This is a genomic window from Pseudorhodoferax sp. LjRoot39, assembly GCF_964253035.1.
GTDB lineage: Bacteria > Pseudomonadota > Gammaproteobacteria > Burkholderiales > Burkholderiaceae_C > Pseudorhodoferax.
The window spans coordinates 4,417,434-4,439,771 of sequence record NZ_CAXUQL020000001.1 but is presented as its reverse complement, the minus strand read 5'-3'; the positions used below and the strand labels follow the sequence as shown (position 1 = coordinate 4,439,771).

Sequence of the window (22,338 nt, the reverse complement as noted above, 5' to 3'; positions counted from 1 at the left end):
GCGGCGCCGAGTTGTCACGATTAATTGAAGATTCGGTGATGAATCGGCCAGGGCCTGCGGCCCACACTTGCCGCCATGCCAAACGCCAACACCCCCGCCCCGAAGCCGATCCACCCCGGCTGGCTGCGCGCCTGCCACTGGCTCAACGCACTGGCCGTGCTGGTGCTGGTGGCCAGCGGCTGGCGCATCTACAACGCCGCGCCGTTCTTCCCGTTCACGTTCCCGAAAGAGCTGACGCTGGGCGGCTGGCTGGGCGGCGCGCTGCAGTGGCATTTCGCGGCCATGTGGCTGCTGGCCGCCAACGGGCTGGTCTACCTGGCGCTGAACATCGCCACGGGCCGGCTGGCCCGCAAGTTCTTTCCGCTGACGCCGGCCGGCATCTGGCGCGACCTCAAGGCGGCCCTGCGCGGCGCACTGACCCACGCCGATCCGCGCCACTACAACAGCGTGCAGCGCGCGGCCTACCTGTTCGTCATGGTCGACACGGTGCTGCTGGTGCTCTCCGGCCTGGTGCTGTGGAAGTCGGTGCAGTTCGGCCTGCTGCGCGATCTGCTGGGCGGCTACGAGTTCGCCCGGCGCATCCACTTCGTCGCCATGGCCGGGCTGGTCGGCTTCGTCGGCGTGCACCTGGTGATGGTGGCGCTGGTGCCCCGCACGCTGCTGGCCATGTTGAGCGGCCGCCACACCACCGCCACCACCAACACCGCCGCCCAGGAGGCCGCATGAAGATCTTCCGCCGCCCCACCCTGCCCGGCATCGACGCCGAGGCGGCCCTGTCCGAAGCCCGCCGCCTGATCGGCCGGCGCATCGAACAACCCGCGCGCCGCGCCTTCCTGCAGCGTTCGCTGACGCTGGGCGGCCTGTCGATGCTGACCGGCTGCAGCATCAGCGACAACGCCAGCGTGGAGGCCGCGCTGACCCGCGTCTCGCAGTTCAACGACCGGGTGCAGGGCTGGATCTTCGACCCCACGCAGCTGGCGCCGACCTACCCCGAGTCCATGATCACGCGGCCGTTCCCGTTCAACGCCTACTACGGCGAGGACGAAATCCGCGCAGTGGACGGTGCCGCCTGGCGGCTCGAAGTCACGGGCCTGGTGGCCGACAAGCGCCCCTGGACGCTGGCCGAGCTGCGCGCCATGCAGCAGCACGACCAGGTCACGCGCCACATCTGCGTGGAGGGCTGGAGCGCCATCGGCAAGTGGGGCGGCGTGCGCTTCTCCGACTTCCTGGCCCGCGTGGGCGCGGACACCACGGCCAGGTACATCGGCTTCAAGTGCGCGGACGACTACCACACCAGCATCGACATGGCCACCGCGCTGCACCCGCAAACGCTGATGGCGCTGAGCTGGGACGGCGCACCGTTGCCACCCAAGTACGGCTTTCCGATGAAGCTGCGCATGCCCACCAAGCTGGGCTACAAGAACCCCAAACACATCCAGGCGCTGTTCGTGACCAACACGCACCCTGGCGGCTACTGGGAAGACCAGGGCTACAACTGGTTCGGAGGCAGTTGAGGGCAGCCGCCCGCAACGCTTGCGAAACGCGGGGCCGCGTTCATGCCGAACCGGCCCGATTCAACCCCCCTCACCTTTCACCCACCTCAAGGACGAACACCATGAACAAGCTCACCACCACCCTGCTCGCCACCTTCATCGCCGTCGGCTCGGTCTCCGCCTTCGCGGCCGACGAGATGAAGAAGGACTCCATGGCCAAGGACAGCATGGCCAAGGACGGCATGAAGAAGGACTCCATGGCCAAGGACGGCATGATGAAGAAGGACGCGATGGGCAAGGACGCCATGGCGAAGGACGGCATGGCCAAGGATGGCATGGCGAAAGACGGCATGGCCAAGGACGGCATGAAGAAGTAAGCACGGCCCGCCAGCCCCGCCACGAGACCGCCCATGGACTATTTCATCCTGTCGTACCTGGCCGGGGCGCTGACGCTTTTCGCGCCCTGCATCCTGCCGGTCGTGCCCTTCGTCTTCGCGCGGGCCGACCAGCCGTTCCTCCAAAGCGGGCTGCCGCTGCTCGCGGGCATGGCGCTGAGCTTCGCCGCGGTGGCCTCCCTGGGCGCCTTCGTCGGCGACTGGGCCATCCAGGCCAACGAATACGGCCGCGTCGCCGCCATGGTGGTGCTGTCCGCCATGGGCGCCATGCTCATCGCACCGCGGCTGGCGGCGCTGGCCGCACGCCCGCTGGTGGCGCTCGGCAACCGGCTGTCGGATGTTGCGTCACGACCTGCCGCCGGCGCGCGCAGCCCGGCCGCCTCCTCCTTGTTGCTCGGCGCGGCCACCGGGCTGCTCTGGGCGCCCTGCGCCGGGCCGGTGCTGGGGCTGATCCTCACCGGCGCGGCATTGCAGGGGCCGTCCGTCCACACTTCGTTGCTGTTGCTGGCCTATGCGGGCGGCGCCGCCAGTGCGCTGGCCGTGCTGCTGGTGATCGGGCAACGCACTTTTTCCGCGCTGCAGCGCCGCATGCACATCGGCGAGGGGCTGCGCAAGGCCGTGGGCGTGGCCGTGCTGGCCGGCGTGGCCGCCATCGCGCTGGGCCTGGACACCGGCACGCTGGCCGAACGCTCGCTGCCCGGCACCAACGGGCTGGAGCAGCGCCTGATCGACCGGTTCCGGCCGCGCGCCGAGAGCGCATCGGCCGACATGGCGCCCGGCGGCTTCCTGCGGGTGCAGGCGCCGGCCCCGCCGCCCCGCCTGAACCTGCCGGAACTGGGCGCCATGCCACCGCTGGACGGCGCGGTCGGATGGCTCAACTCGCCCGCGCTGTCGGCCCAGAGCCTGCGCGGCAAGGTGGTGCTGGTCGACTTCTGGACTTTCGGCTGCATCAACTGCCGCAATGCCCTGCCGCATGTGCGCGAATGGCACCGCAAGTACAAGGACCAGGGGCTGGTGGTGGTGGGCGTGCACACCCCCGAGTTCGCCTACGAGAAGAACGTCACGAACGTGCAGCGTGCGCTCGTCGACCTGGACGTGCCGTTCCCGGTGGCGCTGGACAACCACTTCGCCATCTGGCGCGCGTACCGCAACAACTACTGGCCGGCGCTGTACTTCGTCGACGCCAGGGGACAGATCCGCTTTCACCATGTCGGTGAGGGCGCGTACGAGAAGTCCGAGCAGGTGATCCGCCAATTGCTCGATGAAGCCAGAAAGGAAACGAGGCCGCTATGAAAACCCATGTCGAAACCCAAGCTTCCGTGCTGTCGCGCCGCGGCACGCTGACCGCGATGGCCTTGCTGCTGGGCGGCGGCATCGCCGCCTGGAAGGCCGTGCCCGCGATGGCGGCCGAGAGCGCCGTCACCATCCCCCCGCCGGCCGATGGCGGCACGCCAGTTGCAGGCGCCACCAGCGAGACCGCCGTGCTGGCCGGCGGCTGCTTCTGGGGCGTGCAGGGCGTGTTCCAGCACGTCAAGGGCGTCACCAGCGCGGTCTCGGGCTACGCCGGCGGCGACGCCCGCACGGCCAACTACGGGGCCATCGGCTCGGGCCGCACCGGCCATGCCGAGGCCGTGCGCATCAGCTACGACCCGCGGCAGATCGGCTTCGGCCAGATCCTGCAGATCTACTTCTCGGTGGTGCACAACCCGACCCAGCTGAACCGCCAGGGGCCGGACTTCGGCACGCAGTACCGCTCCACCGTGTTCGCGCAGAACGCCGAGCAGGCGCGCATCGCCAAGGCCTACATCACCCAGCTCGACGCGGCGCGCAGCTTCGGCGCGCCGATCGCCACCACCATCGAGATGGACAAGCCCTTCTACACGGCCGAGGCCTACCACCAGGACTACATGACGCTGCACCCCAACCAGCCCTACATCGCCATGCACGACCTGCCCAAGCGCGAGAGCCTGAAGCGCGTGTTCCCCGCGCTGTACCGCGACAAGCCGGTGCTGGTCGGCGCTGGCGCATGAACTGGAGAACCGTCTTGGACAACGCACGCAGAACCTTGCTCCGCACCCTGGGCGGCGGCGCCGTGCTGGCCGCTGGCTGGCAGCTCACGCCCAGCGCGCGCGCAGCCAAAACCTACGCCGTGACGCGCACCGACGCCGAGTGGAAGGCCCAGCTCACGCCTGCGCAGTACCAGGTGCTGCGCCAGGCCGGCACCGAGCGGCCCTTCTCCAGCCCGCTCAACCACGAGAAGCGCGCCGGCACCTTCGCGTGCGCGGGCTGCCAGCTGCCGCTGTTCTCCTCCGCCACCAAGTTCGACAGCGGCACGGGCTGGCCCAGCTTCTGGCAGGCCCTGCCCGATGCGGTGGAGAAGAAGAGCGACCGCAGCTGGGGCATGGTGCGCGACGAGACCCTGTGCGCGCGCTGCGGCGGCCACCTGGGCCATGTGTTCGACGATGGCCCCAAGCCGACCGGGCTGCGCTACTGCATGAACGGCCTGGCGCTGGCGTTCACGCCGGGGGCCGTGCCTGCGGCTTGACGACTGCGGCGCGCGCCCTCAGCACCACTCCACCGCGCCCAGCAGCATGTAGCCCACGCCGTGCACGGTCTTGATGATGCGCGGGCGCTGCGGGTCGACCTCCAGGCGGCGGCGCAGCTTGGCGATGCGCACGTCGATGCTGCGCTCGGGCAGGTCCAGCTCCGGCGTGCCCAGGATCTGCTCGCGGCCCAGGATCTGGTTCGGCTGGCGCAGCAGGGCCTGCAGCACCAGGTTCTCGGCCGTGCCCAGCAGCTGCTCGCGGCCGTCGGGGCCGCGCAGCACGCCGGCGGCGCAGTCAAGGCTCCAGCCGGCGAAACGGGCCTGGCGGCGCGGCTCCTGCGCTGCGCCGGCCGCACCGCCGCGCCGACGCAGGATGCTGCGCACGCGCGCCACCAGCTCGCGCGGCTCGAAGGGCTTGACCACGTAGTCGTCGCCGCCGCCCTCCAGGCCCATCACGCGGTCGGCCGTGTGGCCGCGCCCGGTCAGGATCAGCAGGCCGCAGTCAGGCCGGCGCGCGATCTGGTGCACCAGGTCCAGCCCGTCCATGTCGGGCAGGCCCAGGTCGACGATGCACAGCGCCGGCCGGCCGGTGCGCAGGTAGCGCTGGGCCGAGGCGCCGTCGTGGAACACCTCGGTCCGAAAGCCGAAGCCTTCCAGCGCCAGCAGCACCACGCGCACGACCTCGGGGTCGTCCTCGACCAGCACCACCTGGGGGGCGTCCGTCTCATGCACCGGGCAACTCCTGCAGAAAACGCGCCAGTTCGCGCTGGGTGAAGGGCTTGGCCAGCAGCGGCCAGCCAGCGTCCTCGGCCGTGGCCGCGTCGGGTGCGTAGCCGCTCATGAGCGCCACGCGCGGTACGCCGGCGGCGCGGGCATGGCGGGCCACGGCGCGGCCGTCCACCTCGCCCGGCATCACCACGTCGGACAGCACCAGCGCGATGCCCTGCGCGTGGTCCAGGATCTGCAGCGCCTCGGCACCGTTCTCGGCCTGCAGCACCGCGTAGCCCAGGTCGAGCAGCGCGCGGCACACCACCTGGCGCACCTCGGCATCGTCTTCCACGAGCAGGGCCAGGGCCGGCGCGGCCAAGCGCGCCGGTGCCGCCTCGGCCGTCCGCGCGGGCACGGCGGCCTGCCCGGCCAGCGGCAGCCACAGCGACACCGTGGTGCCCTGCCCCGGCCGGCTGGCCAGGTCGATGCCGCCACCGGACTGGCGCACGAAGCCGTAGACCATAGCCAGGCCCAGGCCGGTGCCGGCGCCCGGCCGCTTGGTCGTGAAGAAGGGCTCGAAGACATGGGCGCGCGTGGCCGCGTCCATGCCGTGGCCGTCGTCGTGCAGGTCCACGCGCAGGTAGCGGCCGGGCGTGGCCTGCAGCTCGGCGGCGCGGGCCGTGTCCAGCGTGGCGGCGGCGACGCACAGGCGCACCTGGGTGGCGCGCGCATCGCGCGCGTTCAGCACCAGGTTGACCAGCGCGTCCTGCAGCCGGTGCGGGTCGACCCAGGCGGCTGGTGCGCCGTCGGCCTCGATGGCGATGGCCAGCTCGCGCGGCAGTGCGCTGCGCAACAGGCGCGCCACGGCGTCGGCCAGCGCCGCCACGTCGGTCGCCTGGGCCTGCAGCGGCTGGCGCCGCGCGAAGCCCAGCAGCGAGCGGATCAGCCCGGTGCCGCGCGCGGCCGCGGCCAGCGTCGGGTCCAGGAACTCGGCCGCCGCCGCGCCGCCGATGCCGCGGTCGCGCAGCGCGCCGAGGTTGCCGACGATCACGGTCAGCATGTTGTTGAAGTCGTGCGCGATGCCGCTGGTCAGCTGGCCCAGCGCCTCCATCTTCTCGGTGTGCGCGAGCCGCTCCTGCGCGCGGCGCAGCTCCGACACGTCGAAAGTCAGCTCGAAGCAGCCGACCACCGCGCCGTCGGCCGCCTTCTCGGGGATCAGCGTGGTGCGGGCCGTGCGCACGCGGCCGTCGACGCAGCGCGCCTCGTACTCGAAGCTGACGGGCTCGCCGTCGAACGCGCGCGCCACGTTGGGCCGGATGCTGTCGTAGGTGGCGTCGCCCAGGTACTGGCGCGCGCTGATGGCGTCCAGCCGCTGCGGATCCAGGCCGAACCACTCGACATAGCCGCGGTTGATGTAGCGGTAGGCCTTGCGCGCGTCGAAGTAGGCGATCAGCGCGGGCAGCGAGTCGGTGATCAGCCGCATCTGCGCCTCCGACAGCCGCAACTCGCTGGTGCGTTCGGCCACGCGGCGCTCCAGTTCGGCGGCGTGCTCGCGGATCTGGCGCTCGGCCTGGCGCTGCGCCGTCACGTCCGAATAGAGCGTGATGAAGCCCACGCCGGGCACCGGCCTGCCGTTCACCTGCAGCACCTGGCCGTCGGGGCGCGTGCGCTCGAAGGCGTGGGCCTCGAAGCGCCGGGCCTGCGCCACGCGCTCGGCCACCTGGGCTTCGACATCGCCGGGACCGTAGTCGCCGCGCTCGGCGTTGTAGCGGATGAAGGATGCGAACGGCGCGCCCTCGTGCAGCATGGTCGGCGGAAAGTCCAGCAGCCGCCCGAAGGCGGCGTTCCACGCGACCAGGCGCAGCTGCTCGTCCATCAGCGTGAAGCCCTGGTCGATCAGGTCCAGGGCGGCCTGCAGCGAGGCGTAGCGCTGCAGGCGTTCGGTGGTTTCCAGGCGCGTCATGGTGTCCAAAAATTCTAGGCGCGCGGCCGTGCGCCGGGGGTGCGGCGCCACAGCGTTGCGAACGGCGCAATCATTCGTCACATTCGCTGCCAGGGCCGGAAAAACTGCTGTTCCATCCTTCGTCCAGGCGCCGCTGCGACCACCGCACGGGCCACCTGGAGGAGACCGATGGACCGACCCAACCCCTATGCCCAGGGCCTGGACAGAAACGCCGCGAACTTCGTGGCCCTGTCGCCGCTGAGCTTTCTCGAACGCGCCGCCGCCGTCTATCCGCAGCGCCGCGCCATCGTCTATGGCGAGCGCGTGCAGGACTGGCGCACCACCTACGCGCGCTGCCGCCGCCTGGCCAGCGCGCTGGCGGGGCTGGGCGTGCGCAGCGGCGACACGGTGGCCGTGATGCTGCCCAACGTGCCGGCCATGTTCGAGGCGCACTTCGGCGTGCCCATGGCCGGCGCGGTGCTGAACACGCTGAACACCCGGCTCGACGCCGAGGCCATCGCGTTCCAGCTGCAGCACGGCGAGGCGCGCGTGCTGCTGACCGACCGCGAGTTCGCCAGCGTGGTCGGCCCGGCGCTGGCGCTGCTGGGCACGCGGCGCCCGCTGGTGGTCGAGGTCGACGACGACAGCGCGCCCGAGGGCGCGCGCCTGGGCGAGATCGGCTACGAGCAGCTGCTGCAGCGCGGCGACCCGGACTTCGCCTGGCAACTGCCGGCCGACGAGTGGGACGCCATCGCGCTGAACTACACCTCGGGCACCACCGGCAACCCCAAGGGCGTGGTCACGCACCACCGCGGCGCCTACCTGAACGCGGCCAACAACGTGATCGCCTGGAGCCTGCCGCACCACCCGGTGTACCTGTGGACGCTGCCGATGTTCCACTGCAACGGCTGGTGCTTCCCGTGGACCATGGCGCTGGTCGCCGGCACCAGCGTGTGCCTGCGGCGCGTGGACCCGGCCCTGATCTGGCCGCTGGTGCGGCGCGAGCGCGTGACGCACCTGTGCGGCGCGCCCATCGTCTACAGCATGCTGATCAACGCGCCGGCCGAACTGCGGGCCGGCCTGGCGCAGCCGCTGCAGGGCCTGATCGCCGGTGCCGCGCCGCCGGCCGCGGTGATCGAGGGCTGCGAGGCCGCCGGCATCGCGCTGACCCATGTGTACGGCCTGACCGAGGTCTACGGCCCGGGTGCCGTCTGCGCCAAGCAGCAGGAATGGCAGGCGCTGCCGGCCGACGAGCAAGCCCGGCTGAACGGACGCCAGGGCGTGGCCTACCCGCTGCAGCAGGCCGTGGCGGTGCTGGACCCGGCGACGCTGCAGCCGGTGCCGGCCGACGGCGAGACCATGGGCGAGATCTTCTTCCGCGGCAACGTGGTCATGAAGGGCTACCTCAAGAACCCGCAGGCCACGGCCGAGGCCTTCGCGGGCGGCTGGTTCCACACCGGCGACCTGGCCGTGCTGCACCCCGACGGCTACGTGAAGATCAAGGACCGCAGCAAGGACATCATCATCAGCGGCGGCGAGAACATCAGCTCCATCGAGCTGGAGGATGTGCTGCACCGCCACCCCGCCGTGCTGCTGGCCGCCGTGGTCGCCCTGCCCGACGCGAAGTGGGGCGAGGTGCCCTGCGCCTTCGTCGAGCTCAAGCCCGGCGCGCAGCTGGACGAGGCCGCGCTGCTGGCCTTCTGCCGCGAACACCTGGCGCGTTTCAAGGTGCCCAAGCGCATCGTGTTCGGCGAGGTGCCGCGCACCTCCACCGGCAAGGTGCAGAAATTTTTGCTGCGCGAGCGCATGCAGTCCGCCAGCGCCATCGAATGACCCACGGAGACAAAGACATGCGCAACATCGACGTGCACAAGGTGGCCGACGAGGCCCGCTTCAACCGCTTCCACGCCAGGGTGCTGCTGTGGTGCCTGGCCATCATCATCGACGGCTACGACATCGCCGTGGCCGGCGCGGCGCTGCCGGCCATCATGCAGCAGATGGGCGTGACTGCCTCCACCGCCGGCTTCATGGCCAGCTCGGCGCTGTTCGGCATGATGTTCGGCGCGGTGTTCCTGGGCACGCTGTCCGACCGCATCGGCCGGCGCCCGACCATCGCCATCTGCGTGTTCCTGTTCAGCGTGTTCACGGCCGCGGCGGGGTTCACGAACGACCCCATCACCTTCAGCGCCATGCGCTTCATCGCCGGCCTGGGCATCGGCGGCGTGATGCCCAACATCGTGGCGCAGATGACGGAGTACGCGCCCAGGAAGATCCGCAGCCTGCTGACCACCGCCATGTTCTCCGGCTACGCGCTGGGCGGCATCCTGGCCGCGGTGCTGGGCAAGCAGCTGATCGGCGAGTACGGCTGGCAGGCCGTGTTCATCGCGGCCGGTGCGCCGGTGGTGCTGATTCCGTTCATCCTCAAGACCATGCCGGAGTCGCTGGCCTTCCTGAGCTCGCGCGCCGACAAGACCCAGCTGCGCGAGGTGCTGAACCGCATGGAGCCCGGCCTGCACCTGACGCCGGACGACCGGCTCGTGGTGGCGCACAAGGACGTGGCCCAGGGCGCCTCCATGGCCCGGCTGTTCCAGGACGGGCGCGGCCTCAGCACGGTGATGTTCTGGATCGCCTTCTTCACCGGCCTGTTCATGATCTACGCGCTGTCCAGCTGGTTGACCAAGCTGATGGCCATGTCGGGCTACAGCCTGGGCTCGGCGCTGTCCTTCGTGATCGCGCTGAACCTGGGCGCCATGGTGGGCGCCATCGGCGGCGGCTGGCTGGCCGACCGCTTCCACATCAAGTGGGTGCTGGTGGGCATGTACGCGCTGGGCGGGGTGTTCCTGTACCTCATGACCTACAAGAGCTCGACCGAGCTGCTGTACTTCATCATCGCCATGGTGGGCGCCTGCTCCACCGGGGCGCAGATCGTGGCCTACGCCTACTGCGGCCAGTACTACCCGATGGCGATCCGCTCCACCGGCATCGGCATGGCGGCCGGCATCGGCCGGCTCGGCGCCATCGCCGCGCCGCTGCTGATCGGGCTCATCGTCGCGCTGAACCTGCCGCTCGAACAGAACTTCCTGGTCATCGGCGCCGCCGGCGTGATCGGTGCGCTGGCCCTGGCCTTCATCGACCACGGCCGCTCCGATTCGGTGGCCGCCCCCGCAACCGCGCCGCAAGCCGTGCCGCCCGTGACGACCGGTGCTGCCGGCGCGCGCGCCTGAACCCGAGGAACCGCACCATGTCCACCTACACCGCGCCGCTGCGCGACATGCTGTTCGCCATGCGGGAAGTCGGCGGCCTGGACGCCGTCTGCGCCCTGCCTGGCCACGAGGACACCACGCCCGACCTGGTCGAGGCCATCCTGGAGGAAGCCGCGCGCTATGCCGGCGACGTGCTGGACCCGCTGAACCGCCAGGGCGACACCCAGGGCGCGCGCTGGCAGGACGGCAACGTGCGCGCGGCCGATGGCTTCGCCGCAGCCTACGCCAGCTTCTGCGCCAACGGCTGGCACGGCATGCCGGCCGCCACGGCCTGGGGCGGCCAGGGCCTGCCCACGCTGGTCTCCACCGCCGTGCTGGAGATGTGGAAGTCGGCCAACATGGCCTTCAGCCTGTGCCAGATGCTGACGCTGGGCGCCGTCGAGGCCATCGCCCACCACGGCAGCCCCGAACTGCAGCAGCGCTTCCTGCCGGCCATGGTGGCGGGCCGCTGGACCGGCACCATGAATTTGACCGAGCCGCAGGCCGGCAGCGACCTGGCGGCCTTGCGCAGCCGCGCCGTGCCCGAGGGCGACCACTACCGCGTGTTCGGCAGCAAGATCTTCATCACCTGGGGCGAGCACGACATGGCCGAGAACATCGTGCACCTGGTGCTGGCCCGATTGCCCGATGCGCCGCCGGGCGTGAAGGGCATCTCGCTGTTCCTGTGCCCCAAGTTCCTGGTCGAGGCCGACGGCACGCTGGGCGCGCGCAACGACCTGGCCTGCACCTCCATCGAGCACAAGCTGGGCATCCACGGCAGCCCCACGGCGTCCATGGGCTTCGGCGAGAACGGCGGCGCCATCGGCTACCTGGTCGGCGCGCCGCACCAGGGCCTGGCCTGCATGTTCACGATGATGAACCACGCGCGGCTCAACGTCGGCCTGGAGGGCGTGGGCATCTCCGAGCGCGCCTGGCAGCATGCGCGCGCCTACGCGCTGGAGCGCGTGCAGGGCAAGACGCTGCGTGCCGGCGGCGGCGCCATCGCCGGCCACCCCGACGTGCGCCGCATGCTGATGGACATGAAGGCCCGCACCGAGGCCATGCGCGCCCTGGCCTACTTCTGCGCCGGCCAGATGGACCGCGCCGCCCGCCATGCCGACGCGGGCGAGCGCGACTGCGCGCGCACGCTGGTGGACCTCCTGATCCCCATCGTCAAGGGCTGGTGCACCGACAACGCGCTGCACATCGCCTCGGACGGCGTGCAGGTGCACGGCGGCATGGGCTACGTGGAGGAGACCGGCGCCGCCCAGTACCTGCGCGACGCCCGCATCACCACCATCTACGAGGGCACGACCGGCATCCAGGCCAACGACCTGGTCGGCCGCAAGCTGGCACGCGACGGCGGCCAGACCATGGCCGCGCTGCTCGAGCGCATGGACGCCGACGCGCGCCGGCTGGTGGAATCGCACGATGCCGCGCTCACGCAGATCGGCCACGCGCTGCACGGCGCCACGGCCACGCTGGAGGACGGCGTGCACTGGATGCTGGAGAACCACGCCGCCCATCCAGACCGCAGCGCGGCCGGTGCCGTGCCCTTCCTGCGTCTGGCCGGCACCGTGGTCGGCGGCTGGCTGTCGGCCCGCATGGCCGAGGCCGCCACCGCGCAGCTGGCTGCCGGCAGCAGCGACAGCGCATTCCTGCAGGCCAAGGTGGCCACGGCGCGCCACTTCGTCACGCACTGGCTGGTGCAGGCGCCGGCACTGCGTGACACCGTGGTGGCCGGCGCGGACAGCACGCTGGCGCTGGACGACGCCCAACTCTGAGGAGCCGCCATGAACGCCATGAACGGCTACGACATCGAGGACCTGCGCCCCGGCATGAGCGCCACTTTCTCCAAGACCATCACCGAGGCCGACATCGTGCTGTTCGCCGGTGTCTCGGGCGACAACAACGCCGTGCACATCAACGAGGAGTTCGCGGCCGGCACGCCGTTCGGCGGGCGCATCGCGCACGGCTTCCTGACGGCCAGCGTGATCTCCGCCGCGGTGGCCAACCGCCTGCCCGGCCCGGGCACGGTCTACCTGGGGCAGCAGATGCGCTTCCTGGCACCGGTGCGGCCGGGCGACACCGTGCACGCCTGCGTGAGCGTGGTGGCGGTGGACGTGGCGCGCGCGCGGGCCGTGCTGTCCACCACCTGCCGCGTGGGCGGCAAGGTGGTGATCGACGGCGAGGCCACCGTGATGACCAGCTCGCAGGCCCGGCGCCTGGCATCCACCCCACAAGCCGCCGCCGTGGCGGCATGAACAGACAAGGAAGAGACATGAAGGTTCTCGTGTGCGCCAAGCGCGTGGTCGACTACAACGTCAAGGTTCGCGTGAAGTCCGACGGCAGCGGCGTTGACATCGCCAACGTCAAGATGAGCATGAACCCGTTTGACGAGATCGCCGTCGAAGAGGCCGTGCGCCTGAAGGAAAAGGGCGTGGTCACCGAGGTGATCGCCGTGTCCTGCGGCGTGCAGCAATGCCAGGAAACCCTGCGCACGGCCATGGCCATCGGCGCCGACCGCGCCATCCTGGTGCAGACCCCTGCCGATGGTCCCGAGCTGCAGCCCCTGGCCGTGGCCAAGCTGCTGAAAGCCCTGGTCGACAAGGAACAGCCCGGCCTGATCATCCTGGGCAAGCAGGCCATCGACGACGACGCCAACCAGACCGGCCAGATGCTGGCGGCCCTGGCCGACCTGCCACAGGCCACCTTCGCCAGCAAGGTCGAGGTCGCTGGCGACAAGGTCGACGTGACCCGTGAAGTGGACGGCGGCCTGGAAACCCTGTCGTTGAGCATTCCGGCGGTCATCACCACCGACCTGCGCCTGAACGAGCCGCGCTACGTGACGCTGCCCAACATCATGAAGGCCAAGAAGAAGCAGCTGGACACCTTCAAGCCCGAGGACCTGGGCGTGGACGTGGCCAGCAAGCTCAAGACGCTGAAGGTCAGCGAGCCGCCCAAGCGCAGCGCCGGCATCAAGGTGCCCGACGTGGCCACGCTGGTCGCCAAGCTCAAGACCGAAGCCAAGGTCATCTGATCCAGGGAGAGAAAAGAACATGACCACCCTCGTCATCGCCGAACACGACAACGCTTCCATCAAGAGCGCGACCCTGAACACCGTCACCGCCGCAGCCGCCATCGGTGGCGACGTGCACGTGCTGGTGGCAGGCCACAACGCGGGCGAAGCCGCCAAGGCCGCCGCGCAGATCGCCGGCGTCGCCAAGGTGCTGCACGCCGACGAAGCCGGCCTGGCCCATGGCCTGGCCGAGAACGTGGCCGCCCAGGTGCTGGCCATCGCTGGCAACTACAGCCACATCCTGTTCCCGGCCACGGCCAGCGGCAAGAACGTCGCCCCGCGCGTGGCCGCCAAGCTGGACGTGAGCCAGATCAGCGACATCACCAAGGTCGACAGTGCCGACACCTTCGAGCGCCCGATCTACGCCGGCAACGCGATCGCCACCGTGCAGAGCGCGGACAGCGTGAAGGTCATCACCGTGCGCGGCACCGGCTTCGATGCCGCTGCGGCCACCGGTGGCTCCGCTGCCGTGGAAAGCCTGTCGGCTGTCGCCGCCAGCGGCAAGAGCAGCTTCGTCGGCTCGGAGATCGCCAAGAGCGAGCGTCCGGAACTGACGGCCGCCAAGATCATCGTCTCCGGTGGCCGTGCCCTGGGCAGCGCCGAGAAGTTCACCGAAGTCATGACCCCGCTGGCCGACAAGCTGGGCGCGGCCATCGGCGCGAGCCGCGCGGCAGTGGATGCAGGCTACGCCCCGAACGACCTGCAGGTGGGCCAGACCGGCAAGATCGTGGCACCGCAGCTGTACATCGCCGCCGGCATCTCGGGCGCGATCCAGCACCTGGCCGGCATGAAGGACAGCAAGGTCATCGTGGCGATCAACAAGGACCCCGAGGCGCCGATCTTCTCGGTGGCCGACTACGGCCTGGAGGCGGACCTGTTCGTCGCCGTGCCGGGCCTCGTCGCCGCGCTGTAGCCCTCACGCGGTGGCCGGCAGCACGCTGCGCCGGCCGCCCTGCTGCGCTGCCCAGAACAGCGGCAGCGCCAGCAGCGCCGCGCCCGCCAGCACCACGAAGGCGGTGCCGAAGCGCAGCTCCGGCCCGACCACCCAGTTGGCCAGGCCCGGACTCAGTGCCGCGCCCACGCCCTGCAGCGCCATGACGAAGCCCAGCGCGGTGTTGAAGCGCCCGCTGCCGGCGCTGTAGCGCTGCACCAGCAGCGGCGTGGCCACGCCCATGGCGCCAGCCGCCAGGCCGTCGAGCACCTGCACGGGGATGTTGTTCCAGGCGCTCGTGAACGCATAGGCCAGCAGGCCGCGCAGCGGCAGCACGAGAATGGCGGCGTAGACGAACCAGGCGATGTCGAAGCGCCGGCTGCGCGAGACCCACAGCGCCACCGGCACCATGGTGGCCTGCGCCACCACGATGGCGACGCCGGTCCACAGCAGCGGCGCCGAATCGGCCACGGTGGCGGCCAGGCGCTGGTTCAGCAGCGGCAGCATGGCGGCATTGCCCAGGTGGAACAGCGCGCAGGCCAGCGCGAACAGCAGCAGCGGCCGGTTGCGCAGCAGCGCTTTGACGCCACCGGCGTCGGGGTCGTCGGCCGCGCGCGGTGCGGCGTCGGACGATTCGTCGCCACGCGCCGCGGCGTGGTCGATGTCGGCCGCGCGGATGACGCCCACGGACAGCAGCATGCCCACCGCCATGGCCGTCATGACGGCCAGGATCCAGGGCGCGCCGAACCAGTGCGCGGCCAGGCCCGCCGCCACGGCCGACAGCATGTTGCCGGCGTGGCTGAAGGCCTCGTTGCGGCCCATCTGGTGCTTGAAGCCGTCGGCCCGCGCCAGGCCCAGCGTGAGCGCGGCCATGGTCGCGCCCAGCACAGCCCCGGCGATGCCGGTCACGACCTGGGAGGCGATCAGCAGCGACGGCGACAGCGTGGTGAAGGCCAGCGCGCTGGCCCCGGTGACGGCCAGCGCCGCCACCACCGTCAGCGCACGCTTGGCCTGGCTGTTGTCGACCCAGGCGCCGGCCAGCGGCGTCATGGCGACGGCCGCCAGCCCGCCGGCCGTCATGGTGGCGCCGATCAGTTCCTGGCGCAGCCCGCTCTTTTGCAGGTAGGTGGCGAGGAAGGGCCCCAGGCCGTCGCGCACGTCGGCCATGAAGAAGGCCAGCCAGGTCAGGGCCAGCAGCGAAGTGCTGGAGATGCTGGAGGAGCGGCTCGCCATGGCCGTCCTCAGCCGTGCGCTGCCAACGGCTGGCCGTTGATGCGGCGCGCCTCGATCACGCGGCCGCCGCCGGTGGCCAGCGGCTGCGCCGCGCCCTCGGCATGCACCGCGTCGCCGATGTGCAGGCCCAGCCTGGCCAGGCCGTCGGGCCGGGTGTGGACGAAGTCGCCGCTGTCCAGCACCACGCCGTTGGGCGCGCCGTGCCTGGCGAAGTTGAAGCGCACGACCTTGCCGCGGACCTGGGCGTCCTGCGGCGCGGCTGGCTCTTCGCCGTCGACCTCGGCGAGCCGTTCGAAGTGGTAGACCACGTGTTCACCCTCGCCCTTGGGCGACGGCGGCGTCTTGCGGCCCTCGACGGCCAGCGCCTGGCCGGCCTGCAGGCCGAGGAGCTGGCCGACGCTGGCCGCGTCGTGCGGGTCGACGACGAACTGCGTGGCGATGCCGTCGGTGTCGATCAGCAAGCCCTCGACGCCGCCCCTGGGGCTGTAGACGAGGTGCTGGAAGCGGCCTTCGACGGACCAGACGTCGCCGTCGTGGGCTGGCGGGTGTTGCGGACGGGGCATGGTGTTCTCCTGTTGCTGGGTGGGGAGCGGCGTGAGTTCAGGACGCGGGCGGCACGGGCGGCAGCGGCTGGCCGGCCACGGGCGGCGGCGGCAGCGGGCCGCGCGGTCCACGGAGGCCGCGAGGGCCGCGGGGTCCACCCTCGGGGCCGGGGCCTGCCGCGGGGCCGGCGAACAGCTCCTGCATGGATTCGGCCGTCGGCCCCACGGCCGTGGCCTCCAGCGCGCTGCCCTGCGCGCTGCGGCTGCCCCAGCCGCGCGCATGCACGGTGGAGCCGGGCTGCAGCCAGGGCATCAGCACGGCGCCCACGTGCGGCGGAAAGCGCACGATGCTGCCGCCGTCCAGCAGCACCCCGTTCGCGTCGCCACGGCCGCTGTAGAGCACGCGGGCCACGCGCCCGCTGGCGCCCATGGCCGTGAGCGCACCCGGCTCGCGCAGTTCGCGCGGCCCACGGGCGCCCGGAGCCGGCGGCTGGTCCTGCACGCTGTGGTTGCCGGCGGCCACGCTGGTGGCGCACAGCACCGGCAGGCCCGGCGTGCGCCAGCCGCTGACCTGCACGCTGTCGCCCGGCTTGGCGGCCTGCAGCAGTTCGGCGCCGAGGTGCGGCGGGAACGCGACCTGCGTGCCGTCGGCCAGCAGGAAGCCGTCGACCTCGCCGTTGGGGTTGACCAGCCACTGCTGCAGGCGGCCCGTGACGGTGGGCGCGGCGGCCTCGGCCTCGGCCTGCGCCTGCGACCAGGGGCGCAGTGCTGGCGGCTGGGCCGCCGGCTGGGCGAAGGCGCTGGCGCCGATCAGCAGCGTGGCGAGAACGAGGGGGCGGTGAAGGTGTTGCATGGCAAGATTCCTGGTTGGGATGCGTACTGCATCTCAAGAGGCGTGCCAGCGCATTGTTTCTTTGAAATCAATGGCTTGCGATTTGTCCACGTGGGCGGTCTGGATGCCGGCGGGACAGGCTCTGTCCGCTTTGCGGACGGGGCGCGCGACATGTCGGATGACAGAGAAGGTGCGAACCGTGCCAAGTCAGTGCGAAGCTGCTGACACAGATCCTGCAGAAAAGGCGCGCGGGAGTTGTTCAGCGCCCGGCCGGCCAAGGGCGATGTCGTCGCCCCTTGCTCTCCCTGCGACCTTCTGGCGGCGCAGCAGGCCGCCGCCGGGCCAGGCCCGCGCCCGCAGATTTTTGGATTCCTCCGTCTTGGGTCGCTCCAAGATGGGTTGAAATGCAACCCTGGGCCACGCAGCTGTTCCTTGTCATCAATGTCGGAGATAGCCCCGCTACGCGGAACAGACCAAACGGCCCTGTTGAACGCGGCCAAAGTTTGAGACAGGCGCACGCCCTGCTGGCTCACTAGTGGCAGACTCCCCGGGTGGACCTTCAGCAACGAGGATCGGATGAGCTGGAACAGAGTTGGGGCGGCATTGGCGGCGTTTCTTGGAGCGGTGTCGCTAGCGCACGGTGCAAACAAGTGCGTCATCGACGGCAGAACGACCTACCAAGAGGCGCCCTGCCCCAGCAATGCCGCCTCGTCGGTCGTTGCCACTCCCACGGGCCCAATGGACCCCAGCCGTGAAACGACCAATCAATTGATCGAGCGCTGGAAGAAGCAAGCAAACGAGATTCAGGCGGGGCAACGCAAGCTCGACGCGGCGCAGAAGGCCGTTCAGCCTGCACCGCTGCAATCTCCGGCGCCCCCGGGAAAGTCCGAGGCAGAACGTAGGGCTGAAATTGATGCAAAGATTGCAGAAGGCATGCGAAAGTCCGATGAGCAACTAGCTAAGGCAAAGGCCGCATGCGGCGGCTCTGAACTGCCAACGGCGCCGAGCATCGGCATGCCCGAGCAGCGATTCAGAAGCTGCACGGTCATTGGCCTTCTGGTCGAACCGGACGCAGTGAATGTGACAGAGACGGCAGCGGGGACAACCAAGCAGTTCGTCTACCTCAGAAGCATCGCCACGACCGGATTCAAGTTCGTCTACACCCGGAACGGCGTGGTGGACGCGATTCAGCGCTAGTGCTGGCAAGCCTGAAAGACGGCTGTCGCAGACTTTAATGCGCCGTCTCAGACATTAATGGCAAAGAACAGCAGCGCGACGCTCGATTCGCCCAAATTGCCCTGTGCGACTGTGAACGGCCATCAGCAGTCGTACGCCGCAACGCCGCGCATGACTGTTCCAGACTGGTTGCTGACCTTGAGATTGCGAAGCTCGGTCACCGCGGCTTACGAAACTCGCAAAAGATTATCCGCCGCTCAGGGCGTTCTTCGCGTCTGCCTCCACACACCACCTGGCGGCGCCAAGGAATTTCAGTCCCACCTAGGTCAGCCTCCTCTTGATCTGTGTCTGCCTCCACGAGCGCTATAGTTCTTGCACTAGTAAAGTTCCAGCCCCATCCCCCTCAACCGAAGCGCGCAGTCACATGCCACGACCGAATCGCAGTTCGCCGCCCCTAACTCGGCCGCAACGGCCACTTCGCAGAACTATTTTTTGGATATGTTTCGCTGTTGCCATAGCGTTCACGGCGCTTTTCCTCTTTATGCTTCTGAGCAGCATTTCGACCGACTCGTGGGGATATGTGCCGCACATAGCAATTAGCCTTGGAGTCGTGATCTTCGCAATTGCATCGCTGGCTGCGACGGAGATTCTCCCCCCGCATCCATTCAGCTGGCGCGAACTGTCCCGGCCCAAAACCCTCGGTGCGGTCGTGCTGCTCTTGATGGGTACGCTGCCATTTGCTGGGGCGCTGGTAACCATTTTTGTGGATCCGGTGACCACTTTACGCCCTATTTTAGTCGAATTAGGGCTAGTCCGGGGAGCGGGTGCCGTCGTTGAGAAAAATATTCGCGGAATTTGGGGTGAGCCCGGCTGCGCCGTCACTTACACAATAATTTTGAAAGATGGACTTCTAACTATCCGATCGCTCAAGAGCGTCGCCGGACAAGATCCTATGAATATAAAAATGGAGGCAGAAAGGGGATTTGGCAATCGCCTTGTTGCCGTAGTGCGAGAACCTCTCGAAAATCGAGGAGAGCAGCACAGGTTCATTTACTCGGAAATAGGAGGAGGGAGCCGAGAGCAATTAACTTGGGAAATCGTAAAAAGGGGTATGCCCAATATTCTTGACCGTTGCGAGCCTGAGTGATTCTTCCGGAATACAGTTATGTTAGATCTTCTACGCTACCGGATCACCATCGCGACACTGCTGTTTGCATTATTGGCGGGATGCGCATGCGCAGCCGCGATGGAACCAAATCGCGCTACAGGCGTTCGTCATGGTTTGACTCCGGCAGAAACTCGTGCTCTCTACAAATTTATCGATGCCCAGCAGTTGCACATCGAGAAATTTGCACGGGATCTTGGCCTAACTGTGAAGACATTGCGAGCGATTGCGTTCGAACTTGGACTTTCGAGACTGAACTCATCATCACAACAATTTATAGATTTACTTCGAGTTCATGCGAGCGATGCGGCGCGCCTGAAGAAGGACGCGGCCGATTTCGCACGAAAGTTGGCGCAATTAGATCCCAGCGGTCAACGAGCGCGCGCTCTGGAGATTTCAAAGCAAGCCCAAGATGCTTTTGACGATGGTCGGCTTGCCGACGCGGAGGTACTTTACGAAAGCCTAGTTCTGCTCCGATGGCGCGACCATAAAGACGCCCTCTTTGCATTAGTCGATAGTGTAAAGCTTCGTACCGAAATAGCGGTCCTTCGAGGTGACGCGGCGGCTGTTGATCGGACTTGGGCGGAGATCGATCAAACTCAGAGCACCTTAGAAACGCATGGAAAATGGTCAAGGCGGATGGGGCATGCACACGACTTGCTACGAATCGGCTTGCGGTTTCGGAAGGTTGAGGAAATCCACCGCGCCATCTTGATAATTCGAGACGAAGCCCTTCCACTTACTCAACGGAGTATCGTTCCACTCGATTGGGCCGCAACACTTGATGCTTTGGGGCGCGCACAACTAAAGTATGGGGAACTCTCATTACGGTCACATGCCGCCGACGCAGCAACGTCCTTCCGTCGCGCACTGGAAGAGCGAACGATAGAAAGGTCGCCGATCGATTGGGCGGCTTCACGACACAGCTTGGCGGAAGCACTGCTATCCATTGACGATGATGCCAATCGTCTTACCAATATTAAAGAAGCGATAGAGAACTTTCGTCTGGCCCTGAAAGTCCGTACGCGAGAGAAATACCCGACGGAGTGGTCCAGCACCCAGGCGCATCTTTCCTATGCGCTTGCGAAACTGGGCACCTTCAATCGGGACGATGCTCTACTAGACGAGGCTCTACATGTCGCGCGCTTAGCAGCCGAGGTCCAACCCGCGCCAGAGGATGCGGTCGAGTGGGCACAAACGCGTCACGCAATTGGCGAGGCAATCGGGGAGGTAGCAGCCTATAGAACCTCCGATAGCAATCTGGCTCGCGAAGCGATTGGCCACCTCGAGGAATCCAAGAGGCATCTGTCTGTTGAGCTTCAGCTTTCAGAATGGCTGAGAGTCCAGCTTTCTTTGGTGGCCGCACACTATGGTACTGAAACGGCTAATCTCGGGAAAACGCCGTTGATTCAAAGCGTGGCTACCCTTCGGCAAATGGCCGAAAGAGTTCTTTTTGAGAATGATCCGAATCTATGGTCTTTTCTCCAGCTCGGACTGGCTATTCTGATCTCTCAGAATTCGATGGACGAGTATCAGTTTGATGCGAATCAGGCTGCCGAGTCCCTTGAGATCATTAGGAAAGTAATGGAGAAGACATCAGAAAATCCATCACTTGAGATCTGGAAGTTCGCCCATTTTTCCCAAGGCTATGTACTTTTCCAGATGGGAAAACGGGAGAGCGGGACTGATCGACTCCGACAAAGTGCGCATTCGTATGAAATTGCGATGCAAGAGCCGACACCTGACATCGGGCTCAAAGCACTGTCGATCGCACGATTATTGGTCGCAATGACAAATATAGAACTTGCTCATCGCGGCAAGAGCATTCAACACGCTGAATATGCAGTGCATCTTATTCGTGCTGTGCTATCCAGCAATGAGCATAGTAAAGACTTTGAGTTCTGGGGACAATCGCAATTTTTGCTCGGCTGGGCGCTCCATCTACATGGAGCTCTTGATGCGAATCCTAAATTTCTCGCCGAAGCAGTAGAAGCGTATCAACGGTCTATCGACGGAATGGTTGGAAAGGATTCGCCTGATAGCAGCTCCGATTCGTACTTGATTATGGCATTTGCCCTCTTGGCATTGGATGCCGTTGAGCCCCATGCAAGCCATGTAACTGCAGCCATACAATCCATTCGAATGTCAGTAACTTTGCTAGTTCCAAACCACGACCCATCGGAATGGAGCGGTATGAGCACAATTACCGGAATGCTCTCATTCCAGCTGAAAGTTCATGAGAAGCTGCACGAGGCGCTCAAACGAGATATTCAAGCCCTACAAGAAAATCTTCGATCTTCGACTTACTTTGATCGTTATGCATTTGAGGCAAATGGAATGGTCATGTGCGCAATAGCCGACGGATGGATAGAATCCGGGCCATGGGCTTCGACTGTACGTGAGGTGGTTGGCCAAGTTGGCAGAAAAGTGAACTATAGCAATCCACAGACTCAGCAGGATCTCATCAAGGCCTTAGATAAAGTTCTGGAGATAGTCTCCTCTAAACAACCCGGATTTCCTCTTGTCTCGGATCAAAAATCTTGTGCGAACACGCTAAACGGTCTGGCGAAATTTTTCGAAAGCTCTGGTCGGCGATGAGTACTTTAGATTTTCTCTGCCTGCAAGAAGACTCTAATCCTTCAGAGGAACTTGTCGCGCCGATGGCTTTACAACCTCATCGGTGCAAGGTTTTCCACGTACAAGCTACGCGTCTGCCGTTCTCCTTGTGAAGACCGCCGCCCGTCGACTGGCGCACAGGCTGCCAGCGAAAGGTCAGTTCTTCCGGCACAGCGCGATGAGCTTCTGGCGATATGCCGTGCTTGACTGGGGTTTCACGCGGCGCAGCATGTGCTCTTGAGGACGCGCGCAGGCGCGGACTTTGCCTGCTGTTCTTTGTTTTTTGCTCAGTCGTCAACAGGATTTTCACTCGCTGGGCCCGCTTGGTACAGGGTGAATCATCCATCCAGACGTGATTCTCACATTAGAGAGAACCGATGTGCGGCTCGGCCGAATGAGTGTTTGTGTTAATGCGGATAAATGAGATGTATTGATAATA

20 protein-coding genes are annotated in these 22,338 nt (G+C 67.1%); 15 read left to right on the top strand and 5 right to left on the bottom strand.

Features of this window, described 5'->3' with window-relative positions; translation table 11 throughout:
* The first annotated feature begins 75 nt into the window (after positions 1-75).
* The 6 genes from ACSQ4M_RS20595 to msrB all read left to right on the top strand — a co-directional run bounded on the left by ACSQ4M_RS20595 (position 76) and on the right by msrB (position 4,433).
* Positions 76-726, top strand: coding sequence for a cytochrome b/b6 domain-containing protein (locus ACSQ4M_RS20595; RefSeq protein WP_436191283.1), 651 nt, complete (start codon positions 76-78; stop codon positions 724-726).
* Positions 723-1,514 carry a molybdopterin-dependent oxidoreductase gene (locus ACSQ4M_RS20590; RefSeq protein ID WP_436191282.1) on the top strand — a complete coding sequence of 264 codons (792 nt, stop codon included), beginning with the start codon at positions 723-725 and terminating at the stop codon, positions 1,512-1,514. Before ACSQ4M_RS20595 ends, ACSQ4M_RS20590 begins: the two co-directional genes overlap by 4 nt.
* 101 nt (positions 1,515-1,615) lie before the next feature.
* Positions 1,616-1,870, top strand: a complete 255-nt coding sequence (locus tag ACSQ4M_RS20585) for a pentapeptide MXKDX repeat protein (protein ID WP_436191281.1) — start codon at positions 1,616-1,618, stop codon at positions 1,868-1,870.
* A gap of 33 nt (positions 1,871-1,903) precedes the next feature.
* Positions 1,904-3,181 (top strand): cytochrome c biogenesis protein DipZ, encoded by a 1,278-nt coding sequence (locus tag ACSQ4M_RS20580; RefSeq protein ID WP_436191280.1) that lies wholly within the window; start codon positions 1,904-1,906, stop codon positions 3,179-3,181.
* Positions 3,178-3,918, top strand: a complete 741-nt coding sequence (gene msrA / locus ACSQ4M_RS20575; RefSeq protein WP_436191279.1) for a peptide-methionine (S)-S-oxide reductase MsrA — start codon at positions 3,178-3,180, stop codon at positions 3,916-3,918. Before ACSQ4M_RS20580 ends, msrA begins: the two co-directional genes overlap by 4 nt.
* Positions 3,919-3,932: 14 nt before the next feature.
* Positions 3,933-4,433 carry a peptide-methionine (R)-S-oxide reductase MsrB gene (gene msrB / locus ACSQ4M_RS20570; protein ID WP_436191278.1) on the top strand — a complete coding sequence of 167 codons (501 nt, stop codon included), beginning with the start codon at positions 3,933-3,935 and terminating at the stop codon, positions 4,431-4,433.
* An 18-nt stretch (positions 4,434-4,451) separates the two neighbouring features.
* Here msrB and ACSQ4M_RS20565 read toward each other — a convergent pair whose 3' ends face one another.
* A complete protein-coding gene (locus tag ACSQ4M_RS20565; protein WP_436191277.1) occupies positions 4,452-5,165 on the bottom strand; it encodes a response regulator transcription factor in 714 nt (237 codons plus the stop codon).
* Complete coding sequence (locus ACSQ4M_RS20560) at positions 5,158-7,104, bottom strand: PAS-domain containing protein (RefSeq protein ID WP_436191276.1); 1,947 nt, start codon at positions 7,102-7,104, stop codon at positions 5,158-5,160. The genes ACSQ4M_RS20565 and ACSQ4M_RS20560 overlap by 8 nt, the downstream gene beginning before the upstream one ends.
* A gap of 168 nt (positions 7,105-7,272) precedes the next feature.
* Between ACSQ4M_RS20560 and ACSQ4M_RS20555 the strand changes: the two genes are divergently transcribed.
* From ACSQ4M_RS20555 to ACSQ4M_RS20530, 6 genes are read left to right on the top strand one after another with little or no spacing between them, the layout of a single operon-like run.
* Positions 7,273-8,916 carry an acyl-CoA synthetase gene (locus tag ACSQ4M_RS20555; RefSeq protein ID WP_436191275.1) on the top strand — a complete coding sequence of 548 codons (1,644 nt, stop codon included), beginning with the start codon at positions 7,273-7,275 and terminating at the stop codon, positions 8,914-8,916.
* Between the two features lie 17 nt (positions 8,917-8,933).
* The gene (locus ACSQ4M_RS20550) at positions 8,934-10,307 is read left to right on the top strand and encodes an MFS transporter (RefSeq protein WP_436191274.1); all 1,374 of its coding nucleotides are present in this window, start codon (positions 8,934-8,936) and stop codon (positions 10,305-10,307) included.
* A gap of 17 nt (positions 10,308-10,324) precedes the next feature.
* Positions 10,325-12,109: an acyl-CoA dehydrogenase gene (locus ACSQ4M_RS20545; RefSeq protein ID WP_436191273.1), complete on the top strand. Its 1,785-nt coding sequence runs from the start codon at positions 10,325-10,327 to the stop codon at positions 12,107-12,109.
* 9 nt (positions 12,110-12,118) lie between these two features.
* Positions 12,119-12,589 carry a MaoC family dehydratase gene (locus ACSQ4M_RS20540; protein ID WP_436191272.1) on the top strand — a complete coding sequence of 157 codons (471 nt, stop codon included), beginning with the start codon at positions 12,119-12,121 and terminating at the stop codon, positions 12,587-12,589.
* A gap of 17 nt (positions 12,590-12,606) precedes the next feature.
* Positions 12,607-13,365: an electron transfer flavoprotein subunit beta/FixA family protein gene (locus ACSQ4M_RS20535; RefSeq protein WP_436191271.1), complete on the top strand. Its 759-nt coding sequence runs from the start codon at positions 12,607-12,609 to the stop codon at positions 13,363-13,365.
* A gap of 19 nt (positions 13,366-13,384) precedes the next feature.
* The gene (locus ACSQ4M_RS20530) at positions 13,385-14,317 is read left to right on the top strand and encodes an electron transfer flavoprotein subunit alpha/FixB family protein (protein ID WP_436191270.1); all 933 of its coding nucleotides are present in this window, start codon (positions 13,385-13,387) and stop codon (positions 14,315-14,317) included.
* Positions 14,318-14,320: 3 nt separating this feature from the next.
* Here the strand turns inward: ACSQ4M_RS20530 and ACSQ4M_RS20525 are convergent, their stop codons facing one another.
* Genes ACSQ4M_RS20525 through ACSQ4M_RS20515 form a run of 3 tightly spaced genes read right to left on the bottom strand, consistent with a single transcriptional unit; the run spans position 14,321 to position 16,963 of the window.
* The gene (locus tag ACSQ4M_RS20525; RefSeq protein WP_436191269.1) at positions 14,321-15,568 is read right to left on the bottom strand and encodes an MFS transporter; all 1,248 of its coding nucleotides are present in this window, start codon (positions 15,566-15,568) and stop codon (positions 14,321-14,323) included.
* Positions 15,569-15,576: 8 nt separating this feature from the next.
* The gene (locus ACSQ4M_RS20520) at positions 15,577-16,131 is read right to left on the bottom strand and encodes a hypothetical protein (RefSeq protein WP_436191268.1); all 555 of its coding nucleotides are present in this window, start codon (positions 16,129-16,131) and stop codon (positions 15,577-15,579) included.
* 37 nt (positions 16,132-16,168) lie between these two features.
* On the bottom strand, positions 16,169-16,963 hold the full coding sequence (locus ACSQ4M_RS20515; RefSeq protein WP_436191267.1) for a hypothetical protein: 795 nt from the start codon (positions 16,961-16,963) through the stop codon (positions 16,169-16,171).
* Between the two features lie 555 nt (positions 16,964-17,518).
* Between ACSQ4M_RS20515 and ACSQ4M_RS20510 the strand changes: the two genes are divergently transcribed.
* The 3 genes from ACSQ4M_RS20510 (at position 17,519) to ACSQ4M_RS20500 (ending at position 21,881) form a co-directional block, all read left to right on the top strand.
* On the top strand, positions 17,519-18,139 hold the full coding sequence (locus tag ACSQ4M_RS20510) for a hypothetical protein (protein ID WP_436191266.1): 621 nt from the start codon (positions 17,519-17,521) through the stop codon (positions 18,137-18,139).
* A 589-nt stretch (positions 18,140-18,728) separates the two neighbouring features.
* Complete coding sequence (locus tag ACSQ4M_RS20505; protein ID WP_436191265.1) at positions 18,729-19,265, top strand: hypothetical protein; 537 nt, start codon at positions 18,729-18,731, stop codon at positions 19,263-19,265.
* Positions 19,266-19,283: 18 nt separating this feature from the next.
* The gene (locus ACSQ4M_RS20500) at positions 19,284-21,881 is read left to right on the top strand and encodes a hypothetical protein (RefSeq protein WP_436191264.1); all 2,598 of its coding nucleotides are present in this window, start codon (positions 19,284-19,286) and stop codon (positions 21,879-21,881) included.
* Positions 21,882-22,338 lie beyond the last annotated feature (457 nt).